General features: G+C 52.0%; 24 protein-coding genes and 1 tRNA gene. 18 read left to right on the top strand and 7 right to left on the bottom strand.

Annotated features, from left to right (window positions below; all coding sequences use genetic code 11):
- Nucleotides 1-173: 173 nt before the first annotated feature.
- Entirely contained in the window at nucleotides 174-413 is a 240-nt protein-coding gene (locus R2I50_RS01840) for a hypothetical protein (RefSeq protein ID WP_316607381.1), read from the bottom strand.
- Between the two features lie 165 nt (nucleotides 414-578).
- Here R2I50_RS01840 and R2I50_RS01835 point away from each other — a divergent pair.
- Nucleotides 579-665, top strand: a tRNA-Leu gene (locus R2I50_RS01835).
- A 109-nt stretch (nucleotides 666-774) separates the two neighbouring features.
- On the opposite strand, the gene pncB is transcribed toward R2I50_RS01835, so the two are convergent.
- Nucleotides 775-1,971, bottom strand: coding sequence for a nicotinate phosphoribosyltransferase (gene pncB / locus R2I50_RS01830; RefSeq protein ID WP_316607380.1), 1,197 nt, complete (start codon nucleotides 1,969-1,971; stop codon nucleotides 775-777).
- A gap of 145 nt (nucleotides 1,972-2,116) precedes the next feature.
- Between pncB and R2I50_RS01825 the strand changes: the two genes are divergently transcribed.
- Nucleotides 2,117-2,428, top strand: coding sequence for a heavy metal-binding domain-containing protein (locus R2I50_RS01825; protein WP_316607379.1), 312 nt, complete (start codon nucleotides 2,117-2,119; stop codon nucleotides 2,426-2,428).
- Nucleotides 2,429-2,484: 56 nt separating this feature from the next.
- Here R2I50_RS01825 and R2I50_RS01820 read toward each other — a convergent pair whose 3' ends face one another.
- Nucleotides 2,485-3,303, bottom strand: coding sequence for a mechanosensitive ion channel family protein (locus R2I50_RS01820; RefSeq protein ID WP_316607378.1), 819 nt, complete (start codon nucleotides 3,301-3,303; stop codon nucleotides 2,485-2,487).
- Between the two features lie 154 nt (nucleotides 3,304-3,457).
- On the opposite strand from R2I50_RS01820, the gene R2I50_RS01815 reads away from it, so the two are divergent.
- Entirely contained in the window at nucleotides 3,458-4,216 is a 759-nt protein-coding gene (locus R2I50_RS01815) for an SDR family oxidoreductase (protein WP_316607377.1), read from the top strand.
- Nucleotides 4,217-4,262: 46 nt separating this feature from the next.
- On the opposite strand, the gene R2I50_RS01810 is transcribed toward R2I50_RS01815, so the two are convergent.
- From R2I50_RS01810 to R2I50_RS01800, 3 genes are all read right to left on the bottom strand, one after another.
- A complete protein-coding gene (locus tag R2I50_RS01810) occupies nucleotides 4,263-5,276 on the bottom strand; it encodes a rod shape-determining protein (RefSeq protein WP_316607376.1) in 1,014 nt (337 codons plus the stop codon).
- A gap of 96 nt (nucleotides 5,277-5,372) precedes the next feature.
- The gene (locus R2I50_RS01805; RefSeq protein ID WP_316607375.1) at nucleotides 5,373-7,568 is read right to left on the bottom strand and encodes an ATP-dependent RecD-like DNA helicase; all 2,196 of its coding nucleotides are present in this window, start codon (nucleotides 7,566-7,568) and stop codon (nucleotides 5,373-5,375) included.
- Entirely contained in the window at nucleotides 7,568-8,734 is a 1,167-nt protein-coding gene (locus R2I50_RS01800) for an alanine racemase (protein ID WP_316607374.1), read from the bottom strand. Before R2I50_RS01800 ends, R2I50_RS01805 begins: the two co-directional genes overlap by 1 nt.
- Nucleotides 8,735-8,973: 239 nt before the next feature.
- Here R2I50_RS01800 and R2I50_RS01795 point away from each other — a divergent pair, with 239 nt between their 5' ends.
- The 3 genes from R2I50_RS01795 to R2I50_RS01785 are packed head-to-tail and all read left to right on the top strand — an operon-like array spanning nucleotide 8,974 to nucleotide 12,053.
- Complete coding sequence (locus tag R2I50_RS01795; protein ID WP_316607373.1) at nucleotides 8,974-10,299, top strand: MurT ligase domain-containing protein; 1,326 nt, start codon at nucleotides 8,974-8,976, stop codon at nucleotides 10,297-10,299.
- A gap of 1 nt (nucleotide 10,300) precedes the next feature.
- Nucleotides 10,301-11,011 (top strand): glutamine amidotransferase, encoded by a 711-nt coding sequence (locus tag R2I50_RS01790; RefSeq protein WP_316607372.1) that lies wholly within the window; start codon nucleotides 10,301-10,303, stop codon nucleotides 11,009-11,011.
- 13 nt (nucleotides 11,012-11,024) lie between these two features.
- Nucleotides 11,025-12,053 (top strand): sugar-transfer associated ATP-grasp domain-containing protein, encoded by a 1,029-nt coding sequence (locus R2I50_RS01785; RefSeq protein ID WP_316607371.1) that lies wholly within the window; start codon nucleotides 11,025-11,027, stop codon nucleotides 12,051-12,053.
- A gap of 42 nt (nucleotides 12,054-12,095) precedes the next feature.
- Here the strand turns inward: R2I50_RS01785 and R2I50_RS01780 are convergent, their stop codons facing one another.
- Complete coding sequence (locus R2I50_RS01780) at nucleotides 12,096-12,389, bottom strand: hypothetical protein (protein WP_316607370.1); 294 nt, start codon at nucleotides 12,387-12,389, stop codon at nucleotides 12,096-12,098.
- Between the two features lie 111 nt (nucleotides 12,390-12,500).
- Between R2I50_RS01780 and R2I50_RS01775 the strand changes: the two genes are divergently transcribed.
- The 12 genes from R2I50_RS01775 to rpmF all read left to right on the top strand — a co-directional run bounded on the left by R2I50_RS01775 (nucleotide 12,501) and on the right by rpmF (nucleotide 21,804).
- The gene (locus tag R2I50_RS01775) at nucleotides 12,501-12,686 is read left to right on the top strand and encodes a DUF1540 domain-containing protein (protein ID WP_316607369.1); all 186 of its coding nucleotides are present in this window, start codon (nucleotides 12,501-12,503) and stop codon (nucleotides 12,684-12,686) included.
- An 88-nt stretch (nucleotides 12,687-12,774) separates the two neighbouring features.
- Nucleotides 12,775-13,629: a dipicolinate synthase subunit DpsA gene (locus R2I50_RS01770; RefSeq protein ID WP_316607368.1), complete on the top strand. Its 855-nt coding sequence runs from the start codon at nucleotides 12,775-12,777 to the stop codon at nucleotides 13,627-13,629.
- A gap of 12 nt (nucleotides 13,630-13,641) precedes the next feature.
- On the top strand, nucleotides 13,642-14,214 hold the full coding sequence (locus R2I50_RS01765) for a dipicolinate synthase subunit B (RefSeq protein WP_316607366.1): 573 nt from the start codon (nucleotides 13,642-13,644) through the stop codon (nucleotides 14,212-14,214).
- Between the two features lie 98 nt (nucleotides 14,215-14,312).
- On the top strand, nucleotides 14,313-14,831 hold the full coding sequence (locus R2I50_RS01760; protein WP_316607365.1) for a hypothetical protein: 519 nt from the start codon (nucleotides 14,313-14,315) through the stop codon (nucleotides 14,829-14,831).
- Nucleotides 14,832-14,870: 39 nt separating this feature from the next.
- On the top strand, nucleotides 14,871-16,136 hold the full coding sequence (locus tag R2I50_RS01755; RefSeq protein WP_316607364.1) for an O-acetylhomoserine aminocarboxypropyltransferase/cysteine synthase family protein: 1,266 nt from the start codon (nucleotides 14,871-14,873) through the stop codon (nucleotides 16,134-16,136).
- A gap of 2 nt (nucleotides 16,137-16,138) precedes the next feature.
- The gene (ispD, locus tag R2I50_RS01750) at nucleotides 16,139-16,828 is read left to right on the top strand and encodes a 2-C-methyl-D-erythritol 4-phosphate cytidylyltransferase (protein ID WP_316607363.1); all 690 of its coding nucleotides are present in this window, start codon (nucleotides 16,139-16,141) and stop codon (nucleotides 16,826-16,828) included.
- Between the two features lie 5 nt (nucleotides 16,829-16,833).
- Nucleotides 16,834-17,307 (top strand): 2-C-methyl-D-erythritol 2,4-cyclodiphosphate synthase, encoded by a 474-nt coding sequence (gene ispF, locus R2I50_RS01745; RefSeq protein ID WP_316607361.1) that lies wholly within the window; start codon nucleotides 16,834-16,836, stop codon nucleotides 17,305-17,307.
- A 54-nt stretch (nucleotides 17,308-17,361) separates the two neighbouring features.
- Nucleotides 17,362-18,519 carry a D-alanyl-D-alanine carboxypeptidase family protein gene (locus tag R2I50_RS01740; protein ID WP_316607360.1) on the top strand — a complete coding sequence of 386 codons (1,158 nt, stop codon included), beginning with the start codon at nucleotides 17,362-17,364 and terminating at the stop codon, nucleotides 18,517-18,519.
- 375 nt (nucleotides 18,520-18,894) lie between these two features.
- Nucleotides 18,895-20,232, top strand: a complete 1,338-nt coding sequence (locus R2I50_RS01735; RefSeq protein ID WP_316607358.1) for a glucose-6-phosphate isomerase — start codon at nucleotides 18,895-18,897, stop codon at nucleotides 20,230-20,232.
- Nucleotides 20,233-20,278: 46 nt separating this feature from the next.
- Nucleotides 20,279-20,695 carry a hypothetical protein gene (locus tag R2I50_RS01730; protein ID WP_316607357.1) on the top strand — a complete coding sequence of 139 codons (417 nt, stop codon included), beginning with the start codon at nucleotides 20,279-20,281 and terminating at the stop codon, nucleotides 20,693-20,695.
- 388 nt (nucleotides 20,696-21,083) lie between these two features.
- The gene (locus R2I50_RS01725) at nucleotides 21,084-21,578 is read left to right on the top strand and encodes a DUF177 domain-containing protein (RefSeq protein WP_316607356.1); all 495 of its coding nucleotides are present in this window, start codon (nucleotides 21,084-21,086) and stop codon (nucleotides 21,576-21,578) included.
- Between the two features lie 40 nt (nucleotides 21,579-21,618).
- The gene (gene rpmF / locus R2I50_RS01720; RefSeq protein WP_316607355.1) at nucleotides 21,619-21,804 is read left to right on the top strand and encodes a 50S ribosomal protein L32; all 186 of its coding nucleotides are present in this window, start codon (nucleotides 21,619-21,621) and stop codon (nucleotides 21,802-21,804) included.
- The last annotated feature ends 168 nt before the right edge of the window (nucleotides 21,805-21,972 follow it).

Here is a 21,972-nt window from a genome sequence, read left to right as displayed (position 1 = left end):
CGTCCTTGACATACGCCAGTATGCCTGCGTCCTCCGCCTTGCTCTGCGAAATTTCTCGCTAACAAATTTGTTAAAGCGTTTAATGGATACTTAGTATAATCCGAGATAAAAGCTCACTAATAAGCAATAAGCCGCTTTCCTTTCGGAAGGCGGCTTTAGTCTTACGTAATATATTATTCGGCGGTGTTTTCGGTAGAAGCGGCTTCTTCCGTAGGAGCTGTATCTTCTGTAACCTCAACGCCCTCAGCTTCTACATGCTGATCGTTCTCGACATGCGGATTGTCCTTGCGCGCCCATTCTACGGCGATATCTCTGCCTGCCTTAACGGAATCCAACACGGAAGCACCAAGATCGTTGAACGCGAGAATGAAGGATTTTGCAGTCTGCTTCCATGCTTTCTTTAAATCTGACATAGTATAACACTCCTTTCAGTCATCTTTTCTACATTATACTGCCAATGTATCTTAAAGTCAAATGAACAAATTATGTACAAACTAAAATAAGGTTTAATATCGAATCATTATCAAAAATAAAACTTGATTTATCAATTGCTTTGATGTATAATACCATTTGTAGCCGCCGGTATGTCGGAATTGGCAGACGAGGCAGACTCAAAATCTGTTGTCTTCGCGGACGTGTGGGTTCGAGTCCCACTACCGGCACCATAGAGAGTATCACAATAGTGATGCTCTCTAAATTTTTACAAGCAAAGTGCCGATAGCAGTAAAATATAGAAAAGCACTCCTGACTAAACGATCAGAAGTGCTTATGATATTACAGGCTTTCTCTTTTTAAGCGGAAGGCAACGGAACGCTTGAGGTATTTTAAATACTCCTCATCGTGGCACATGCTCTTCTCGGGGTTATCGCTGAGCTTCGCGACAGGTTTATCGTTGACATACTGCAGCTTGATGACGATATTCAGCGGATCGACGTTGGTATCGTTGGAGCAGAAGGTACCGATGCCGAAGCTGACCTTTGCTCTGCCTTTGAAGTAGTCGTAAAGCTTCTGTGCGCGGTCAAAGTCCAAGCTATCGGAGAACAGCAGGAGCTTGGTACGCGGATCGACGCCGTAGCTCTCGTAGTGCTTAATGATCTTTTCGCCCCATTCATACGGATCGCCGGAGTCATGGCGAACGCCGTTGTAGTTGTTGACCATAGAACGGTTGAAGTCCATAAGGAAGAGGTCGGTGGTGATGGTGTCGGTGAGGGCGGTACCGTTATCACCGTCATACTCGTCATACCAGTCGCGCATCGCGTAGTGGTTGGTGTAGGCGAGCGGGTAACGGTCGATGCCCTGATACATCTGCACAAACTCATGCGCATAGGTGCCGATGGGGGTGAGGTTGTACTTCATCGCGAGATAGACGTTGGAGGTACCGGTGCAGCTCTTTGTTTCGGTCGCAAGCCTGCGGACAACAACGTCCTCCCATTCGCGGGAGAGTCTGCGGCGGCAGCCGAACTCTGCAAAGGTAAAGGTATAGGTGCCGTTGTTCAGCGCTTCGATCTTTTTGTTCAGCTTTTCTTCTGCCGCTTTCAGGAGCGTATCATAATCGTAAGACATGCGGAAGTAAACTTCGTTGACGATCTCCAGGAGATGGATCTCGAATTGCATCGCGGAGAACAACGGACCTTCGACAATGATGGAGAGCTCGCCGCTTTTACTCAGAGATGTTGTGACATACTCCCGGATGGGATGCCACAGACGGAGAAATTCTACATAGTCGTTTTTGATGAAGCGGATGGAACGCAGATAGTCGAGCTCATCCTTGCGGAATCGCAGGGTACAGAGATGGTCGATCTGGGAGTTGATCTCCTCGAGCATTTCGGGTGTGAACTTCACATCCTTGTTACGGCATTTAAAGTAGTATTTTCCGCACAGATCGGTATGTTTATGGAAGATGACCTGATCCATATTGAATTTATACAGGTCGGTGTCGAGTAACGATATAACGATTGGATCGAGTTTCATGATGCTTATTCCTTTCAAATCATGGCTGTTATGCCAAGCATTACCATATATAATAATACTTTCGGATATACAAGTCAAGCAAAAGTCTTGATTTCTCTGTGAAACCTTGGTATAATAACATCACTAAAAATCTGGAGGAATAAATATGATTATTACTACAACTGAAAGTATTTCCGGCAGAACCTACCAGACCATCGGACTGGTCTCGGGCAGTACCGTCCAAACCGTAAACGCGCTCAGAGATATCGGCGCCAGCTTCAAAACATTGGTCGGCGGCGAGCTGAAGAAGTACAATGAGATGATGGGTAACGCCCGTGATCTCGCTATGCAGCGCATGATGGAGCAGGCTGCTTCCTACGGCGCCGATGCGATCGTCAGTGTTCGATTCTCTTCGGCAGAGATCATGCAGGGAGCTGCCGAGATCATGGTCTACGGCACAGCTGTCAAGCTGAATTGATCGGTTTTCCGCTGCAAAAAGAAACGGCTGTTGATGCAGCCGTTTTCTTTATGTTATTATTTATCAAGGTGAACATCAAGCTGATTGAACGGAATGGCGATATCGTTTTTATCCAGTGCAGATTTTATATTTTCTGTTAAAGAATAATAGACCGTCCAGTAATCTTTATACTCACAGAAGCAGCGGGTCGTAAACTCCAGCGCGCTGTCGCCGAATTTTTCGAGCCTTACCTTGGGAGCGTATTGTTCCTCACGAAGGATCAGCTCGGTATTCAACATCACATCATACAGAACATCCTTGACCTTCTCAACATCAGCGTCGTATGGGATCGGGACGTTCACGGTCACACGAACCTGAGGATGAGCGGTATAGTTATTGATCTCCGCTCCCGCGATCACGGAGTTGGGGATTATAACGTTGGTGCCGTCGTAGGTGAGAATATCGGTATGGATGAGGTCGATCTTCTGCACAAATCCCTGATACTTTCCGAATTCGATGAAATCGCCCGTAACAAATGGCTTAGTGAACAGCAGTATGATACCGCTCGCGATATCCGAAAGCCGTCCCTGCAGCGCTAATGCGACAGCAGCCGCAGCCGCCGAGAAGAAGGCAACCAGTCCGGTGATCGAAATATGCATGCTCGACATCGCCGCGAACAGGGTAAATACATAGATCATGATTCGTTCCGTCCGGCAGATGAAGGACGCCAGAGACGGATCGACCTTATGCCGAGCGAGCGCCTTGCGGGTCACGCGCACTACGATAAAAGCGATCAGGATCCCGACCAACGCGATGATCAGCGCTGCACCGAGATCGGGCAGGTATTTTATCACGCTTTGAGTCAGCGTATCCCAGAAATTTGTAATAGTTTTCATAGATTCACCACCAATGAGAATATCTTATAAAAAACGGTTGACAATTACAAGAGATTAGATGTAAACTTTTAATAAACTTATTCAGTGCATTAATCCCGATCGTCGCGGGCTGACGCCCCCAAAACGGCGATCAATAAACGAAAGAGGTGCTTTGATGAAAGCTTTGATTACAGGCGCATCCTCCGGAATCGGGCGCGATATGGCGCGTTATCTGGCGCAGAAAGGTTGGGATCTGATCCTGGTCGCCCGCAGAGAGGACAGGATCCGCGAATTACAAAAGGAGCTCAAGAATGTTGACGTCCGCTGTATCTCGCTTGATGTCGGACGCGCAGAGGACTGCTACCGTCTGTATGAGCTGACGAAGAACGACGGCGTCGACATGCTGGTCAACAACGCCGGCTTCGGACTTGCAGGCGAATATGTTCGTGCCGATCTTGATACGGAGCTGAACATGATCGATGTAAACATCAAGGCAGTGCATATCCTGACCAAGCTGTTCCTGCGTGATTTTGTCGCGCGTGACCGCGGCTTTATCCTCAACGTCGCTTCTTCAGCGGGCTTCATGGCGGGCCCGTTGCTCTCGACCTATTACGCGACCAAGAACTATGTCCTGCGTCTGACCGAGGCGATCTATGAGGAGCTTCGCCGCAAGGGGAGTCGCGTCCGCATCAGCGCGCTCTGTCCGGGACCTGTGAACACCGAATTCAATAAGGTTGCCAAGGTAAAATTCGCGATCGACGGTATCTCTTCCGAATATTGCGCGAAGGTCGCGATCGACGGAACCCTGCAGGGCAAGCCGGTCATCATCCCCGGTGCTTTGCTGAAAGCGGGACTGTTCTTCCGCAAGTTCCTCTCGGAGAAAACCATGCTGAAGATTGCTTACGGTTTTCAGCGCAGGAAAAACGAACGATAAATATGACAGCGCTTACGGCAAAAAGTCCGCAAGCGCTGTTTTTCTCTTAATATACGGTCATCAGAGGATTGAGATTCGCTCTCTGTGCCTCTGCCTCCTCGATGAAGGCGGTCGCCTTGTAACAGCCCGCGACAACGCAGTCTGTGGGACGCTTGGCAACATGAACGGTGATACCCGTTTCCTGTTCGATCAGCTCCGCCATACCCTTTAGCTGAGCAAGTCCTCCCGACAGCATGATACCGTCCACCTGGATATCGCCGAGAAGCTCGGGCGGTGTTTCTTCGAGAACGTCGGTGATTGCGCCGATAATGTCGCGCGTGATATCCGCGAGCGGCTCCATCAGCTCCGTTGAGGTGATCTCGACCGCTCTGGGCAGACCCCTGAGGCTGTCTCTTCCTTTTGCCCGGAAGGTCAGCTCTGTTTCCGGCTTGATCGCGCAGGCGATCGCTTCTTTACAATTTTGCGCCATCGCTTTACCGATGATCAGACCGTGCTGACGGCGGATGTAGCGTGCGATCTCTTCATCCATGCTGTTGCCGGCGGTTTTGAGGGTCTTGCTGACGGAAATACCGCCCAACGACATGACCGCGATATCGACGGTTCCTGCGCCCATATCAACGACCAGCGAGCCGTGAGGCGTCATAATATCGACGCCCATGCCGAAAGCAGCCGCCTTGGTGGATTCGATCAGCAGAACTCTGCGTACGCCGAAGCTTGAGATCGCGCCGACGATGGCGCGTTTCTCGACCTCGGTGATCTCTCCCGGGATACAGGCGACGACGCGGGGCATGACGACGCGGCTGGTGCAAACCTCACACATGAAGATGTTGACCAGCTCCTCCACCAGTCCCGACTGCGCGATCACGCCGCCCTCCAGCGGGAAAACAACATCGATGCGGCTGGATGTCTTGCCGAGCATGGCGTAAGCTTCCGAGCCTGTCGCTAGGATCTCGTTATTATCACGGTTGTAGGCGATGACCGAGGGCTCGTCGATCGCGTTCCCGTTATCATTGATTCTTAGGCGTGAATTCGCAGTACCTAAGTCCAAAGCAATATCCATATATTTGCTCCTTATTACAAATGTTATTGCGAAGCTCGATAGAGCTGCGACAATCTCAACCTATTATATAATGCTAATTAAGAAATTTCAATAGTTTTATGAGCGGATCAAAAACGTTTTTAACCCTGTATAGCGCAGGATACGGCGATTATTCTCCACCATATACTGTAACGCTTTCTCATCGCCGACCAGGATCAACAGCTTTTTCGCTCTGGTAACGGCGGTATAGAGCAGGTTGCGGTACATCAGCTGAGGCGCGCCGCGGTACATCGGCATGACAACGCACTCGAACTCGTTGCCCTGACTTTTGTGTACGGTACAGGCATAGGCGAGCTCCAGATCGCCGACGCTGTCGCTGTCATAGGCGGCGATCCTGTCGTCAAAACGCACCTTGTATAGTTTGGAAGCGTTGTTCACCTCGATCATCACGCCGATATCGCCGTTGAATACGCCTTCGCCCATTTCGCCGTCGTCACGTGCCCAGGGGATGTCGTAGTTATTGCGGCTCTGCATGACCTTATCGCCTTCGTTCAGCGTGTAATAGCCGACCTTCACGCCGCGGGAGGGGTTGGGGTTGACGAGTGCTTGCAGGCGATTGTTCAATTCATAAGTGCCTAAAATACCCTTGCGGGTAGGGGACAGCACCTGGATATGCTCGTGCAGATCGTAGCCGAAGGCATTTTTCAGTCTGCGGGCGCAGAGATCACCGATGGTGTGTGCGATGCTTTCCATATTGTAATCACGCATGAAGAAGAAGTCGCTGTCACGCGCGCGTATATCGGGCATCTCACCGTTGATGATACGGTGAGCGGAGGTGACGATCAGACTCTGCATCGACTGACGGAAAATCTCATTGAGCGTGATAACGGGAATGGTTCCCGAAGCGATCAGGTCGTAGAGGACATTTCCCGCGCCCACGGAGGGGAGCTGATTACTGTCGCCGACCAAGATCAGACGGCAGGTCAGCGGAAGGGCGCGGAGAAGTGATTCAAGCAGGGCGGTATCGACCATACTGACCTCATCAACAATCAGCGCGTCGGTGTTCAGCATATTGCGTTCGTTGCGCTTGAATACCGGCTTGTCCTCGATATCGTAGCTGACCTCGAGCATGCGGTGGATGGTCTTGGCTTCTTCTCCCGTGACCATTGTCATGCGCTGGGCGGCTCTGCCGGTAGGAGCGCATAAAGTGACCTTCTCGCCGCTTTCCTTCAAGAGCCGGATGATCGCGTTGAGGGTGGTGGTCTTGCCGGTGCCGGGGCCTCCCGTTAGGATCAGCAGACCCGTATTCAGCGCCGCGGTGATCGCGTCCTTCTGACGCTTCGCGTATTGTATCCCCGTGCTTTCTTCGATCTGTCTGATCTTTTCCTCGGCGCCGGAAATCTGCATGGCGGGATACCGCTGCAGCATTTTGATACGCGCCGCGATATAGGCTTCGCCGTCGTACAGAGAGGGGAGGAAGATACATTCCTTCTCGTCGATGGTATCGAGAATGAGCGTGTTGTCCTCGATCATCTCTTTGAGTGCCGATTCACAGGATTCGGGCTCGATCTCCAAGAGGCTCGCGGTGGTATGAACCAGCTTATCCTGCGGCAGACAGGTGTGACCGTTGAGTCGGTTGTGACTGAGTACAAAGGCGAGTGCCGCCCGTATCCTAACGCGGGAGTCCTTTACGCCGTCATGGGACAGGGCGATCATATCGGCAGTCTCAAAGGAGATCCCCATTCCTTCTTCACACAGGATGTAGGGATTCTCCTCGATAGAGGCGATGGCGTTGTTGCCGAGCTTCTTCCAGATACGCACCGCGGCGTTCGCGGAGATATTGTAGGCGGCGAGATACACCATCAGCTCGCGGATTCCGATGACGCGTTTAAGCTGTTCGCTGATATCCTGCGCCTTCGTCAGCGAGATTCCCTTGAGCTTTGCGACTCTTTCGGGGTCGGTCTCGAGAACGGTCAGTGTGTCAGAACCGAACTCCGTGACCAGCCGTCGTGCCGTGGAGGGTCCGATCCCTTTGATCGCGCCGCTGGAGAGATATTTGAGGATGCCGTCGAGGTTCTCGGGCATCATGCGCTCAAATGCGGTTACCGCGAACTGCTCGCCGTAGGTTGGATGATTCTTGAATACGCCGAAGAGCTTGACCGTTTCGCCTTCGCTGACGAGAGGAATAATGCCCGTCGCGGTGATAAGCGCTTCTTCGCCGCTTAATTCCAGCACGGTATAGCCGTTTTCTTCATTACGGTAGATGATGGACTCCACCTGACCGCTTAGTTCAAATAACTGTTCGTTAGACATCATTGATCCTGTACGTAATAGCGTTTGTTGTTCTTACCGACGCCGAGCATGACCTCCGCGAGTCCCAGCCCCGAGAAGCGAGAGAACATGCCGAGGGTGATTCTGCCGCCGAGTAAGGTGACTTCGTCATCATAGCTGACGTCCTTATCCACCTTGACGCACATCATGTTCATGCCGACTGCGCCGACGACGGGGTACAGCTTACCTTTGATCTCGACGACTCTGCCGCTGCCGTTATGACCGATACCGTTGTTATAGCCGACCGGCAGTACGGCGATCCGGATATCCTCCGCCGCTTCAAAGCCTGCGGAATAGCCGATGTGTTCTCCCGCCTTGACGTCCTTTAGCTGGATGATGCGGGTCTTCATCGAGATCGCGGGTTTAAGATCGATCTCAACGTCACGGATGGTCTCGCTGAGATGATATTTCTTCTGGAAATGCTTGTCCCTGGCGGCGCGCAGCTTGTTCTTGATACCGCCGCCGTAGCTCTCGGGAGAGATGTTATAACCGTACATCACCAGCCCCATGCGGGTCGCGGTAGCGATCTCGTCCTTCGGATGAGCCATCATGGCGATGCCGCTGCCCAGGTGTACCAGCGGAATACGGCTCAGATCGAGCAGGGAAGTCAGCTCCTTGAAGCGCGCGGTCTGGGCGTCATAATAGGGGTCGAAGATGCCGGCTGTGGCGTAGTGCTGGTAAATGCCCTCCAAGGTATGGATCGAGGCGTCGATCAGGTCAGCCGCCTTCTTCACCTCCTGCTTGTCCTTGAAGCCGAGACGGTTAAAGCCCGAGTCGATCTGTAGATGCAGGGAGAAGGCGTGCTTGCAGGGATTCTTCAGAAGCTGTTCGAGGTAATCGAGATCGGGGATCGCTAAGGTCAGGTTCAGCTCGGCAGCGTCGTCGATACGATCCATCGCGACAGGCTCAAGACAGAGGAGCTTTGCGGACTTGTTATGGCGGCGAAAATCCTCCGCTTCATCCACCGAGGAAACTGCAAAATAGCGGATCCCGCCCTCATACAGGGCGTTTATCGCTTCGTAGCCGTGACCGTAGGCGTCGCCCTTGACGATGCCGATATGGGTCTTATATTCCGGATATTTTGCGAGCAGTGCTTCGACATTATGCTTCAGATTGCTCAGATTGATGATGGTATAGGTGTCAGTCATGATAACCCTCCGTTATGTTCGTTGCAGCACAGCCTTGATAAAGGGTGCGGCAATCTCAACAGATATATACAAACAGATTTATTATATCATGGTGCAATTATTGCTTTCTGCCGTAAGAGAAAATTAACGAATATTCCGATTTTGTTACAATACTTGAATTTCTTACCGTTTTAGGCTATAATAAGGCGAATTCTTTGTATGATACTATTATTATCAGTTTTGACAGATAGGAAATGCTTATGAAAAAGTTTCTGACCATTTTGATATGCAAGCTTCTGCGCTTTGTCGGAAAGCTGATCGGCAAGGGCAGCAGTATGCCCGGACAGGTCGCCTTGAAGCTCTGTCCCGATATCTTGAAGCGCATGGAATTGCCCCGGTACATCATCGCCATCACCGGCAGTAACGGCAAGACCTCTACCGTCGAGATGATCGCCCATATCCTGACCCGCGCGGGCAAGTCGGTCGCTTGGAACCGCGAGGGCTCCAACCAGATCGAGGGCGTTACCACGATGGTGCTCTCCAACGCGACCTTATCCGGCAAGGTCAAGAGCGATATTCTGCTGATCGAGAGTGACGAGCGCTACGCGCGCAAGACGTTCAGCTATATCAATGTGACGGATTACGTCATCACGAATCTGTACCGCGATCAGCTGACCCGCAACGGTCACCCCGAGTTTGTATTTGACGCGATCGCCGACAGCGTTCACGACGGCACCCGCCTGATCCTAAACGCCGACGATCCGCTGGTGTCCGTCTTCGGTCACGACAGAGAGAATGTAGTTTGGTTCGGAGCGGACGAGCTGTCTACCGATACCAAGGAGCTTGACAGCGTCTATAATGACGGCGCTTACTGTCCGATCTGCAAGGCGCCGATGGTCTATACCACTCATCACTATAACCATATCGGTCACTATCGCTGTACCGCCTGCGGCTATCGCCGCGAGGATACCGATTACACCATCACAGCAGTCGATATGAAGAAGGGCGAGCTAGAGATCAACGGCAAATATCATATCTCCTTAGCACTGAAATCACTCTATAATATCTATAATATCTTAGCGGCGTTCACGGTTGCTTCTCTGGTTGGTATCGACGGCGAGAAAATCGCCCTCGAGATGAATGATTATGTGCTGAAAAACGGCAGAGTCATCAACTTCAACCTCGGCTCGCGCAAGGGTACGCTGCTCACCAGCAAGCACGAGAACAGCGTGTCCTACGACCACTCCCTGCGTGTGGCGTGCGCCTGCGAGGGCGGGTGCGACGTGCTGATCATCGTCGACGCGATTAGCCGCAAGTACTTTACCGGCGACGTGTCGTGGCTGTGGGATATTGATTTTGAAATGCTTAAGGACGAGAACATCCATGAGATCGTGCTTTCAGGCACCTATGTCAACGACCTCGCCGCCCGATTCTCTTATACCGATATACCGAAAGACAAGATTCACCTGTACGAGAGCATAGACGACGCGGTAGGTTACCTCGACAGCGGTCGTAAGGAGTATATCTACGCGATCACTTGCTTCTCGGATAAAGATAAGTTCCTAGCGGACGTTGAGGAGGTTTAAGATGAAGCTGCTGCATTTATACTACGATATCATGAACCTCTACGGCGATTACGCCAATATAAGCGCCGTGAAGCGGATGCTGGAAAAGAGCGGGGAAGAGGTCGCCGTCGATAAGCTCAGCCTGTCTGATGAAGCGACCCTTTCCGACTACGACTTCATCTTCATCGGTTCGGGTACCGAGAAGAATCAGAAGGTTGTTTTGAAGGACATCGTAAAGTACAAAGACGCCTTGAAGGATTATATCGAATCCGGAAAGGTGCTGCTGATGACGGGTAATTCCTTCGAGCTGCTCGGTAATCTGATTACCGACGGAAAGGGTACGGAATACAGTGGCTTAGGTTTTTTTAAGTACGAGACCATCGAGAAGAGCGGCGTCCGCATGACGTCCGATATCATCTGCACCGCGTCCTTCCTCGATCGTCCGCTGGTCGGCTTCATCAACAAGTCAAGCGTGATCTTCGGGATCAACGATACCCTGTTCCACACGCAGTTCGGTATCGGGAACTCCGATGACGACAAGACCGAGGGTATCCGTTATAAAAACTACTTCGGCACACACCTCACAGGGCCCGTATTAATGAAGAATCCTCATTTTCTGACCTATATCACTGCTTTGATCCTCGGCAGAGAGCCCGAAACGGCTCATCTGACCTACGAGCAAAAAGGCTACGAAACAACCCTGAGAAAGCTCAGCGAGCGCGCTCAGGGATAACGGAGGGATAATTATGGCGATGTCGGCTACAAAATGGCTGATGAATAAATTCAAGGATATCAACCGCGAACGCTTCGACAAGCATGTGGAGATCATCCATAAAAATACCGGTAAGAGCAAGTTTTACATTCGTATGGATATGCTGTGGAATTTTCTCACCCGCGGTACAGGTTACACGGACTATTTCCGCTGTAATTTCATCGAGCTGAACTCCCGCGAGAAGGATACCTTCGTGACCGCGAAGAAGTTCTATAAGCTGCTCGCTTACCTCAACAGCGAGGAATACCTGGTCGTTCTCAACGATAAGCTGATCTTCGACGAGCTGTTCAGAGAATATCTCGGACGTGATTTCATCAATTTACAGGTCAGCTCCGCCGAAGATTTCAAGGCGTTTCTGAGTGATAAAACGACGGTTTTCGCGAAAGAAAATCACGGAGAAGGCGGTCATGGCATCACCAAGATCCGCGTCTCGGATATTGCCGACGCCGAAGCGCTCTATCATCAGCTCAGGAAGAACGGTCAGCTGCTCGTAGAGGACGCGATCATCCAGCATGAGGACTTGAACCAGATCAATCCCTACGTCGTCTGCTCCTTCCGCATCATCACCCTGTATAAGGACGGAAAAGCGACAATGATCGCCAACGCCATGCGCATCAATCAGGATGAAGCCGAGGTTATCGGCTGTACCAACGACCTGTATTTCAGCATCGGCGCCGACGGTAAGATTGACAGCAACGTCGTTGATGATTACGGCGAGGTCTACGACACCCACCCTATGACCGGCAAGCGCTTTTCGGACGTTTACATCCACGGCGTAAAGGAAGCGTTCGATATGTGCGTCGAGGCGCATCAGCGTATTCCTCAGGTGCGTTACATTGGCTGGGACGTCGCCTTCTCGGTGAACGGTCCCGTGATGGTCGAGGGCAACGAGTACCCCGGGTACGGACTTGTCCAGCATTTTAAGCTCCGCGATAAGCGCACCGGTCACCTTAAAGAGATAGCCGACGTTCTCGGCGACGAGTATTTTCAAATCAAGCTGTAAGCAGTAAAAAGCTGTCACTCCGCTTCGGAATGACAGCTTTCCTTATGCGACGGAATCCGAGATTTTAATGAAAGGGTATTCCCGCTGCATGAGCCTTGCGATATCATAAGCCGGGTCGTTTTCCCGACATACACAGAGAATACAACTGCCTCTTGTGCTTTTGCAGAGCCTTGCCGCTCGTCGTATTCTTAATTCGGCGTTATCGGCTTTCAAATCGTTCAGCACGATCAATAGCTCGCCTTTCCCTTTATAGGACATGTTCAGCACCGCCGAGATAAAGGAGCTCAGCCCGATGATCGCGAAAAATACCAATAGTATCATACAGAATATGTACATCAACTCACCTCACCTTATATTATTAGTTTGATCGTAAATTGTGCATGATTCATTCCGTTTTGACCATACTAACCTTACCGGAACACCGGCAATAACTATTGAGGTGACAAGATGTTAAAAGAAAATAACCCGAACCGCTCGATCCACTGCACCGTTGATGAGTGTAAATATCATTACGGCGAAGATAACTACTGCTCGCTCGACAGTATCATGGTGGGTTCACATGAGAAGAATCCCACCGACGAGAGCTGCGTAGACTGCCGCTCCTTCGACTGCGATAAGAGCTGTATGCACTGATCGGCACCTGCCTCCCTCTGATGAGGGAGGTTTTTTTCACCTTTTTATCAGGGCTTACATAGTATATACTGTATTCTTTGATGAGGTGATGGGATTGAAGGTTGCAGTCATCGGCGGCGATAAGCGGATGCTCTTTACTGCGAAGGAACTACTGAATGACGGTCATAGGGTCTGTATCGCAGGCTTTGACTCATTGTTGAGCCTGTGTGATATATGGATCACGGATATCGTAACTGCGGTATCGTGGGCGGATATGATCATCCTGCCGGTCATGCCGGTCAAGGGCGGTTATCTCAACGCGCCTTATACGTCTGATAAGATCAGGATCGGCGAGTTGCTCCGCCTGACCGGTGAGAAGCCGGTGTTCAGCGGTTCTGCCCAGCTGCTCCTGCCGTATAAGCATCACTCCCTGTATGATTACGCCGCGCGGGAGGATTTTACCTACCGTAACGCCGAGCTGACCGCCGAGGGCGCTCTGAGTCTGATCCTCAGCGATTACGAGGGCTCCGTATGCGGCAGCCGTATCCTTGTGACAGGCTACGGCAGGATCGCGAAGCTTTTGTCGGAAATGCTCAGATGTATGGGTGCTGAGGTGACTGTTGCCGCGAGAAAGGACGCTGATCGCGCGCTGATCGGTCTGAGAGGTATGACTGCAACCGGCTTCGGCGAGATTGATTACAGCGTTTATGATATCATCTTCAATACGGTTCCCGCCCCGATCATCGGCGCCGAGGAGATCGACAGGATGCGTGAGGATGTGTTCGTCGTCGATCTCGCGTCCCTTCCCGGCGGCGTAGACTTCAACAGAGCTGGAGAGAGAGGACTCAGCTGTATTCACGCCCTGTCCCTCCCGGGAAGCACGGCGCCGCTCGCGGCGGGGTGTATCATCAAGGATACCATCATAACAATACTGTCCGAGCTGAATGGAGCCGGCTCGGTATGAAGGAGGAAAACGGTGGAAAAGATAACTGTAGGCTATGCGATGACAGGTTCCTTTTGCACCTTTGATAAAAGTCTGAAAGAAATGTCGCGGCTCTGTGCCGACGGATACGAGCTCTTGCCGATCATGTCCGAGAACGCCTATATGACCTCGACGCGCTTCGGCAAGGCGCGGGATATCGTTGCAAAGGTGGAGGATATCTGTCAAAAGAGCGTCATCCATACCATCAGCGGCGCGGAACCCATCGGACCGAAAAAGCTGTGCGACGTGCTGGTTGTCGCTCCCTGTACCGGCAACACGCTCTCTAAGCTCGCGCTGGGTATCACCGATACGCCTGTCGCGATGGCTGTGAAGTCCCAGCTTCGTATCGGCGCTCCGGTACTGCTGTGTATCGCGTCAAACGACGCCTTAGGCGCTTCCGCCGAGAATATCGGGAAGCTTTTAAACCGCAAGAATGTCTATATCGTACCGGTCTCTCAGGATGATCCCGAGAATAAACCGAATTCACTGGTGGCGGACTTTAGCCTGATACCCTCGTGTGTGAAGCTCGCGATTCAGAGAAAGCAGGCTCAGCCGATATTCAGATGAAGCCGTAGGGCAGAAGAGTATTTGAACTTTTCTGCCCTAAAATATTGAAATGCTATCGGTTTTGTGCTAAGATAAGTGTTTAGTAAGGAGGGATGGCTTTGAAATTCTGCAAAACCTGTAAAGTCCTTTGCTTTGACAACACATTACCCGCGAACGGCTGCAAGCACAAGATCGCCGAGATCACCGATATCAACGAGCCTGTACGGCTGTGTATCGTCGGCGGTACGGAGCGCGCGATGCTGACCGGTATGCTGAAGGATGAGGGGATCCCCTATATGGAGGAGAACGTCCAACCCCAGGGCGTTGCGAACGAGATCGTCACCGGCTACGACGTGAAGCTCTCGAATATCAGCCTTGTCGTACCGTTCCAGGCGCTGCCTAAGGCGAGCGAGCTGTTGAGCTCTCTCGAAACCGTACCCAACGAGATCGAGCCTCATATCGACGAGATCAAGGCACAGATCGAGCATCTGAAGAGTGAGAACAAAGAGGACAAGCCCATGAGCGCGGCGAAGCGAACCACCGTCAAGGTGCTCTCCGTGATCGCGCTTTTGATCGTAATCGCTCTCGTCGTTTTCGGGACCGACGCGCTCACCTCATGGATCAAAAGTCTATTCTGAGTATTTTCACCCGATATAATATTTTGGAGGTAATTTGATATGAAACTGGATTCTTTATGCGTACAAGCCGGCTACGAACCGCAGAACGGCGAACCCCGCGTTCTGCCGATCATGCAAAGCACGACCTTCGTCTATGACAGCGCCGAGACCATGGGCAAGCTGTTTGACCTGACCGCCGAGGGCTGCTTCTACACCCGACTGGCGAACCCCACCCTGAACGCTGTCGCCGCTAAGATCGCCGCGTTAGAGGGCGGCGTAGGCGCGATGCTGACCGCTTCCGGTCAGGCGGCTTCGCTGATCAGCATTACCAATATCTGCAAGGCGGGCGATCATGTGATCGCTTCCGCAGCGATCTACGGCGGTACCTTCAACCTGTTCAACAAGACCCTGCGCGATCTGGGTATCGACTTCGACTTCGTCAGCCCCAATATCTCTGCAGAGGATCTTCAGAAGGCTTTCAAGCCTAACACCAAGGCGGTTTTCGTCGAGACCCTGACCAATCCTTCTCTGGATGTCATCGACATTGAGCTTTTTGCGAATATCGCTCACGCGCATCATGTTCCGCTGATCGTTGATAATACCTTCGCGACCCCGATCAACTGCCGTCCCTTCGAGTGGGGCGCGGATATCGTGGTTCACTCCACCTCCAAGTACATGGACGGACATGCCGTTTCTCTGGGCGGCGTCATCGTCGATTCCGGCAATTTCGACTGGACGCAGGGCGATTATCCCATGCTGACTACGCCCGACGAGACCTACCACGGCACGATCTATACGGAGCAGTTCGGTAAGGCGGCATATATTACCAAGTGCTGTACCCATCTTATGCGTGATTTCGGCGCTCAGCAGTCGCCTCAGAACGCGTTTCTGCTGTTCCTCGGTCTCGATACCCTCGCGCTGAGAATGGAGCGCCACTGCTCCAACGCGCAGAAGGCGGCTGAGTTCCTTGAGAAGCACGACAAGGTCGAGTGGGTCAACTATCCCGGTCTTGAATCCAATCAGTATTATGAGAGAGCGAAGAAGTACATGCCCCACGGTACCTGCGGCGTTATCTCCGTCGGTATCAAGGGCGGTAAGGAGGGCGCTGTCCGCTTTATGGAGGCGTTAAAGCTCGCCAAGATCGTCATTCACGTTGCCGACGCCCGTACCTGCGTTCTGCATCCCGCGTCCACGACCCACCGTCAGCTCACCGATCAGCAGCTGATCGACGCCGGTATCGCGCCGAACATGGTGCGTCTGTCCGTCGGTATCGAGGATCCCGAGGACATCATCGCCGATCTCGCTCAGGCGCTGGAGAACGTGTAAGTATGGACGGACGTTTTACCTGTGCCATCATCGTCGCCGCCGGCGACAGCACGCGCATGGGCTATAAGCTCAGTAAGCAGCTTATCCCGCTCAACGGAAGAGCCGCGATCGAATATACCTTAAAGGCGTTTCAGAGCTGCGATCTGATCGACGAGATCGTCGTCGTGGCGCGTCCCGTCGATATCGAGAATATCGCCGAGGTCGCCTTCAAGTTCAAAAAGGTCAGCACCGTTACCGCGGGCGGCTCCACCCGTATGGCAAGCGTCAGAAAGGGTATCCATGCCGCCGATAAGCGCGTGACGCATTTTGCGATCCATGACGGTGCGAGAGTACTGATTACTCCCGAGGAGATCGAGAGGGTGCTTTCCGCCGCTTATGAGAACGGCGCCGCGACCCTCGCGACTCCCGTGACGGATACTGTGAAGGTCGTCGGTGAGGACGGAGCGATCCTCTCGACTCCCGACCGCTCCTCTATGTGGGCGGTTCAGACGCCTCAGGTCTTTGAGAAGGATTTGTACAAGCGGGCGATGGGCAACGCGCTGATGAATAACCTCGACGTGACGGACGACTGCTCGATGGTCGAAGCCATCGGAGAGCAGGTGCTGACCGTTCGCGGCGAATACTCGAATATCAAGCTGACAACGCCGGTGGATATCACGATCGCCGAAGCGTTATTATCAAAAAGGAAGTGACAGCTATGCGGATCGGACACGGTTACGACGTACATCGTTTGAAGAAGGGCAGGGAGCTGATACTCGGCGGCGTTGAGATTCCCTATGAAAAGGGTCTGGACGGACATTCCGACGCGGATGTTTTGCTGCATGCCGTGATGGATGCGCTCTTGGGCGCAGCCGCTCTCGGCGATATCGGCAAGCTGTTCCCCGATACCGACCCGAAGTATGAGGGAGCCGACAGCGCGAAGCTCCTCTGGGAGGTCGTCGGCGAGCTCAAGGAAGCAGGCTTCAAGCCTCATAACATCGACTGTACGGTTTGCGCCCAAGCGCCGAAGCTTGCGCCTTATATTGATGAAATGCGCGAGAATATCGCGGTTGCCTGCGGGTTGAAAAAGACCGCCGTCAGCGTCAAGACGACGACCGAGGAGGGCTTGGGCTTTACCGGCTCGGGCGAAGGTATCTCCGCCACCGCCGTCTGCCTGATCGAGGAAATATAAGCTGTTGACCGTAAAATACTCAAAGAGAATATATCACGCACCTCTCTCATACACATGTGGGGAGAGGTGTTTTTTATGTTCAAAAAATGGTTTACGATCCTGTTATCCGCGATATTCCTCACCATACCCGTCCTATCGGCCTCTGCTTTATCTGAGGAGGATATCTCTTCGCCGTCGGCGATTTTAATGGATGCAAACTCAGGTAAAATTCTCTATGAGAAAAATGCACATGAACAGCGCCCCTGTGCTTCGATCACTAAGGTCATGACTCTCACGCTTGTAATGGAGGCGGTAGACAGCGGCAAGATCCACATGGACGACGTGGTGACGGCGTCACAGCACGCCGCCTCAATGGGCGGCTCGGATATCTGGCTTGAGGAGGGCGAGCAGATGACCGTTGACGATATGATCAAGGCTACGGCGGTAGCCTCCGCCAACGACGCGGCGGTAGCGCTCGCGGAATTCGTCAGCGGGAGTGAGGAGGATTTTGTCGCCGCAATGAACGCGAAGGCGCGGGAGCTGGGCATGGATAAGACCGTGTTCAAGAACTGCAACGGACTGGATGAGAACGGTCATATTACCTCTGCTTACGACGTGGCACTGATGTCACGCGAGCTGATGAAGCATAAAAAGATATTTGATTACACCAACATCTGGCTGGATTCCCTTCGAGGCGGCGAGACCCAGATCGTCAACACCAATAAACTTTTAAAAACCTACGACGGGATCACGGGGTTGAAAACCGGTACGACCGGCGCGGCGGGTTCGTGTATCAGCGCGACCGCCGAACGCGACGGCATGAGCCTGATCGCGGTCGTGCTGGGCGCCGACAGCGGTAAAGAACGCTTCAAGGACGCGGCGACCCTGCTGGATCACGGGTTTGCGAATTACGAGAGCAGAAGGCTGAGTCTGAATGATACTCTCGAGCCGATCGCCATTGACGGCGGTATGAAGGACAGCGTGAAGATTCTCTGTGAGCAGAGCGCGTCGCTGACCGTGCCGAAGGGCGAGGGCGAAGCGATTGAGCAGAATATCAGCCTGCCCGAGTCTGTCACAGCTCCCGTGAAACGCGGCGACAGGGTAGGGGAGCTGAGCTTTTCACTGAACGGCGAGCAGATTGCGAAGTTCGATATCACCGCCGCTGAGGACGCGGAGAAAAAGAGCTTCGGCAGCATTATATCGGTTCTGTGGCAGTCGCTGATCAGGATGTGAATTCGGAGAACGGAGAATGGATAATGGTGATGGGCGGGTTAAGCCCGCACCCGGATTATAATAAGCTTGATTATGAAACAACACCAGCGACTCTATATAGAGCAGTTACTTTCCGAGGCTCCCTTTGGTAAAGGGAGCTGTCCCCGAACGGGGACTGAGGGATTGCATAAATCGATCGACCGAAGAGAGATACCCTTCTCTGTTCTCCTCACAACATCTTGTGCCGCTGATCTCATCCTCCAACAAAATTTAGCTTTTATTCATAATTAATACGATAAAAATGTTGCAAACGGGCTTGAAATATAGTATAATGATGTAGTTAATATGAGAAGAAGTGTGTTTAGTTCTTCTCGGGAATTATAAGGAGGGTATTTCATGCCTACAACTCTTAGTGATAAGCATTTACAGGGCTTTTTGGGTACTGATGAATATGTCGGTATTGCTCCCGCGGTAAAGGCGGCTCACGAGGCGCTTCATTCCGGTCAGGGACTTGGCAACGATTTTATCGGTTGGCTCAATCTGCCTACCGACTATGACAAGGAGGAGTTCGCCCGCATCAAGGCTGCTGCCGAGAAGATCAAGAAGAACTCCGATATATTCGTCGTGATCGGTATCGGCGGCTCGTATCTGGGCGCCCGTGCCGCGATCGAGTTCATCAAGTCCCCGAACTACAACGCGCTGTGTAAGGACACCCCGCAGATCTACTATACCGGTAACTCCATCAGCTCCAACGCTCTCTCCGAGTTGCTCGAGATCTGTGAGGGCAAGGATGTTTCCATCAACATGATCTCCAAGTCCGGTACCACCACCGAGCCCGCGATCGCGTTCCGCGTATTCCGCGAGATGCTCGAGAAAAAGTACGGTAAGGACGGCGCCAAGGAGCGCATCTTCTGCACCACCGATAAGGCGCGCGGCACCCTCAAGCAGCTTGCTGACCGCGAGGGCTACGAGACCTTCGTCGTTCCGGATGACGTAGGCGGACGCTACAGCGTTCTGACCGCTGTCGGTCTTTTACCGATCGCTGTATCCGGCGCGGATATCGACGCGCTCATGCAGGGCGCTAAGGACGCTCAGGACAAATTTGCCGAGCCCGACCTCGAGAAGAACGACTGCTACAAGTATGCCGCGATCCGCAACATGCTTTATAATAAGGGCAAGACCACGGAGATACTCGTAAGCTACGAGCCCGCCTTCACTCTGATGAACGAGTGGTTCAAGCAGCTCTACGGCGAGTCCGAGGGTAAGGATCAGAAGGGTATCTTCCCGGCATCCGTCATCTTCTCCACCGACCTGCACAGCATGGGTCAGTACATCCAGGACGGCAGACGCAACCTCTTCGAGACCGTTGTGCTCTTTGATTCCGTTCAGAGAGAGATCACCATCGGTACCGATCCCGAGAACGTTGACGGACTGAATTTCCTCTCCGGCAAGACTATGGAGTTTGTCAACCGCAAGGCGTTCGAGGGTACTGTCCTCGCGCATAATGACGGCGGCGTACCCAACATCGTGCTCACCGTTGATAAGATGGACGAGTATAACCTCGGTTACCTGATCTACTTCTTCGAGAAGGCTTGCGCGATCTCCGGCTACATTCTCGGCGTGAACCCCTTCAACCAACCCGGTGTTGAGAGCTACAAGAAGAACATGTTTGCTCTCCTCGGCAAGCCCGGCTACGAAGATCAAAAGGCTGCTCTCGAAGCAAGATTAAAGTAAGTTATCAGTTCTACAGACTGTTATAAAACATAGGAGGAATGTACAAATGGTTACATTAATTATTGGTAAAAAGGGCTCCGGCAAGACCAAGAAGCTCATCGCGCTCGCTAACGAGGCTGTCGCCAAGTCCAGCGGTAACGTTGTCGTTATCGAAAAGGGCAACGGTCTGACCTACGACGTCACTCACAAGGCGCGTCTGGTCGATACCGACGTATATGGCATCAAGGGCTACGACATGCTGCTGGGCTTTATCAGCGGTATCTGCGCGGGTAACTACGACGTTACCGATATTTTCGTTGATTCCACCTTCAAGATCGCTCCCGCCGGCGTAGAGGGCATCGAGGACTTCGTCACTAAGCTGAACGCTCTCGCTGAGGAGAGCGGCGCGAAGATCACCCTGCTGGTATCTTCCGATGAGGCGGGTCTCCCCGAGGGCTTAAAGGCTGTTTGCGAAGAGATCTGATTGATTATAAATCAAAGCAACTGCCGCTCCGAAAGGGGCGGCTTTTGCTTTTGGAGAACTGTGAACGGAGAACGGTAGAAGGCAGCCTTCGCCCACACCTGAGTTGTAAAACAGATAATAACCGTAATGCCTGCGACCCGATAAAGAGTCACATATATTTGAAAAGCAGTCGTCATACCAATTCAAAAGCCGTCAGGCTTTCCGTAACTTCTTATTTCTTATTTCTTATTTCTTAGTTCTTAGTTCTTAGTACAACAAAGCCGTCAGGCTTTCCCATCACCGTTCTCCAATTAAATCTAATCAATTACAAGATTTTTACTTGACAAAAACCCGCTGTCTTATTATAATAATTACCAGCGTTTAATGTAGATAACTGTGCGGAGGTACTATGCTGTTAGATTTGAAAGAGCTTTTCGTTTCCGACGGCGCCTGTAAGGACGTCAGTTATACGCTTTCGATGAGCGACGTCGAGATCGCGGGGGAGCATCCATTCAACTCTCCTGTTGAGATCATCGCTCACGCTGAGAACAAGGCGGGTATCGTCACGCTCGATATCGATTCGCATTTTGTGTATGATACATTATGCGACCGCTGCCTTTCGGAACTCAGTCAGACGTTCGACTATCACTTCTCCCATAAGCTGATTCAAAATCTCGAGGAGGAGTATAACGACGACTACATCGAGACGCCCGACTTCACCGTGGATTTAGATGAACTTGTATCATCCGATATTCTGCTTGAGCTGCCGACCAAGTTTCTTTGCAGGGGAGACTGTCAAGGTCTCTGTCAAAAATGTGGACATAATCTTAACTTGGGAGATTGCGGCTGTGATAAACAGGAGATTGACCCGCGGCTCGAGGCGCTCAAAGCGCTTTTAAACTGATAATAATTATAAAAGATATAAATGGTAAGGAGGGTTTTTCATGGCTGTACCGGCTAGAAAACATTCACATGCTCGTAAAATGAAGAGAAGATCCAATGTTTGGAAGCTCCAGGCTCCCGCTCTGTCCGTTTGCCCCGAGTGCGGTGAGTATAAGGCTCCCCATAAGGTATGCCCCAACTGCGGCATGTACAAGGGCAGACAGGTCATCGTCAAGGACGCTGACTGATCTTATCGTAATCTGCGAAACTAACAAAAGTGCAAGGCGGGCAGTCAATTCTACTGTACCGCCCTTTTGTTATTATTGCATAAGTTTTTATATTGAAGTTGTTATACCAATCCAAAACGCGAAGCGTTTCCCGCAATTCCTAATTCCTCATTCCTAATTCCTCATTTC

This window comes from uncultured Ruminococcus sp. (genome assembly GCA_902785355.1).
Lineage (GTDB): Bacteria > Bacillota > Clostridia > Oscillospirales > Acutalibacteraceae > Ruminococcoides.
The sequence above is the reverse complement of the archived record's forward strand: the minus strand, read 5'-3'. Positions and strand labels throughout refer to the sequence as shown.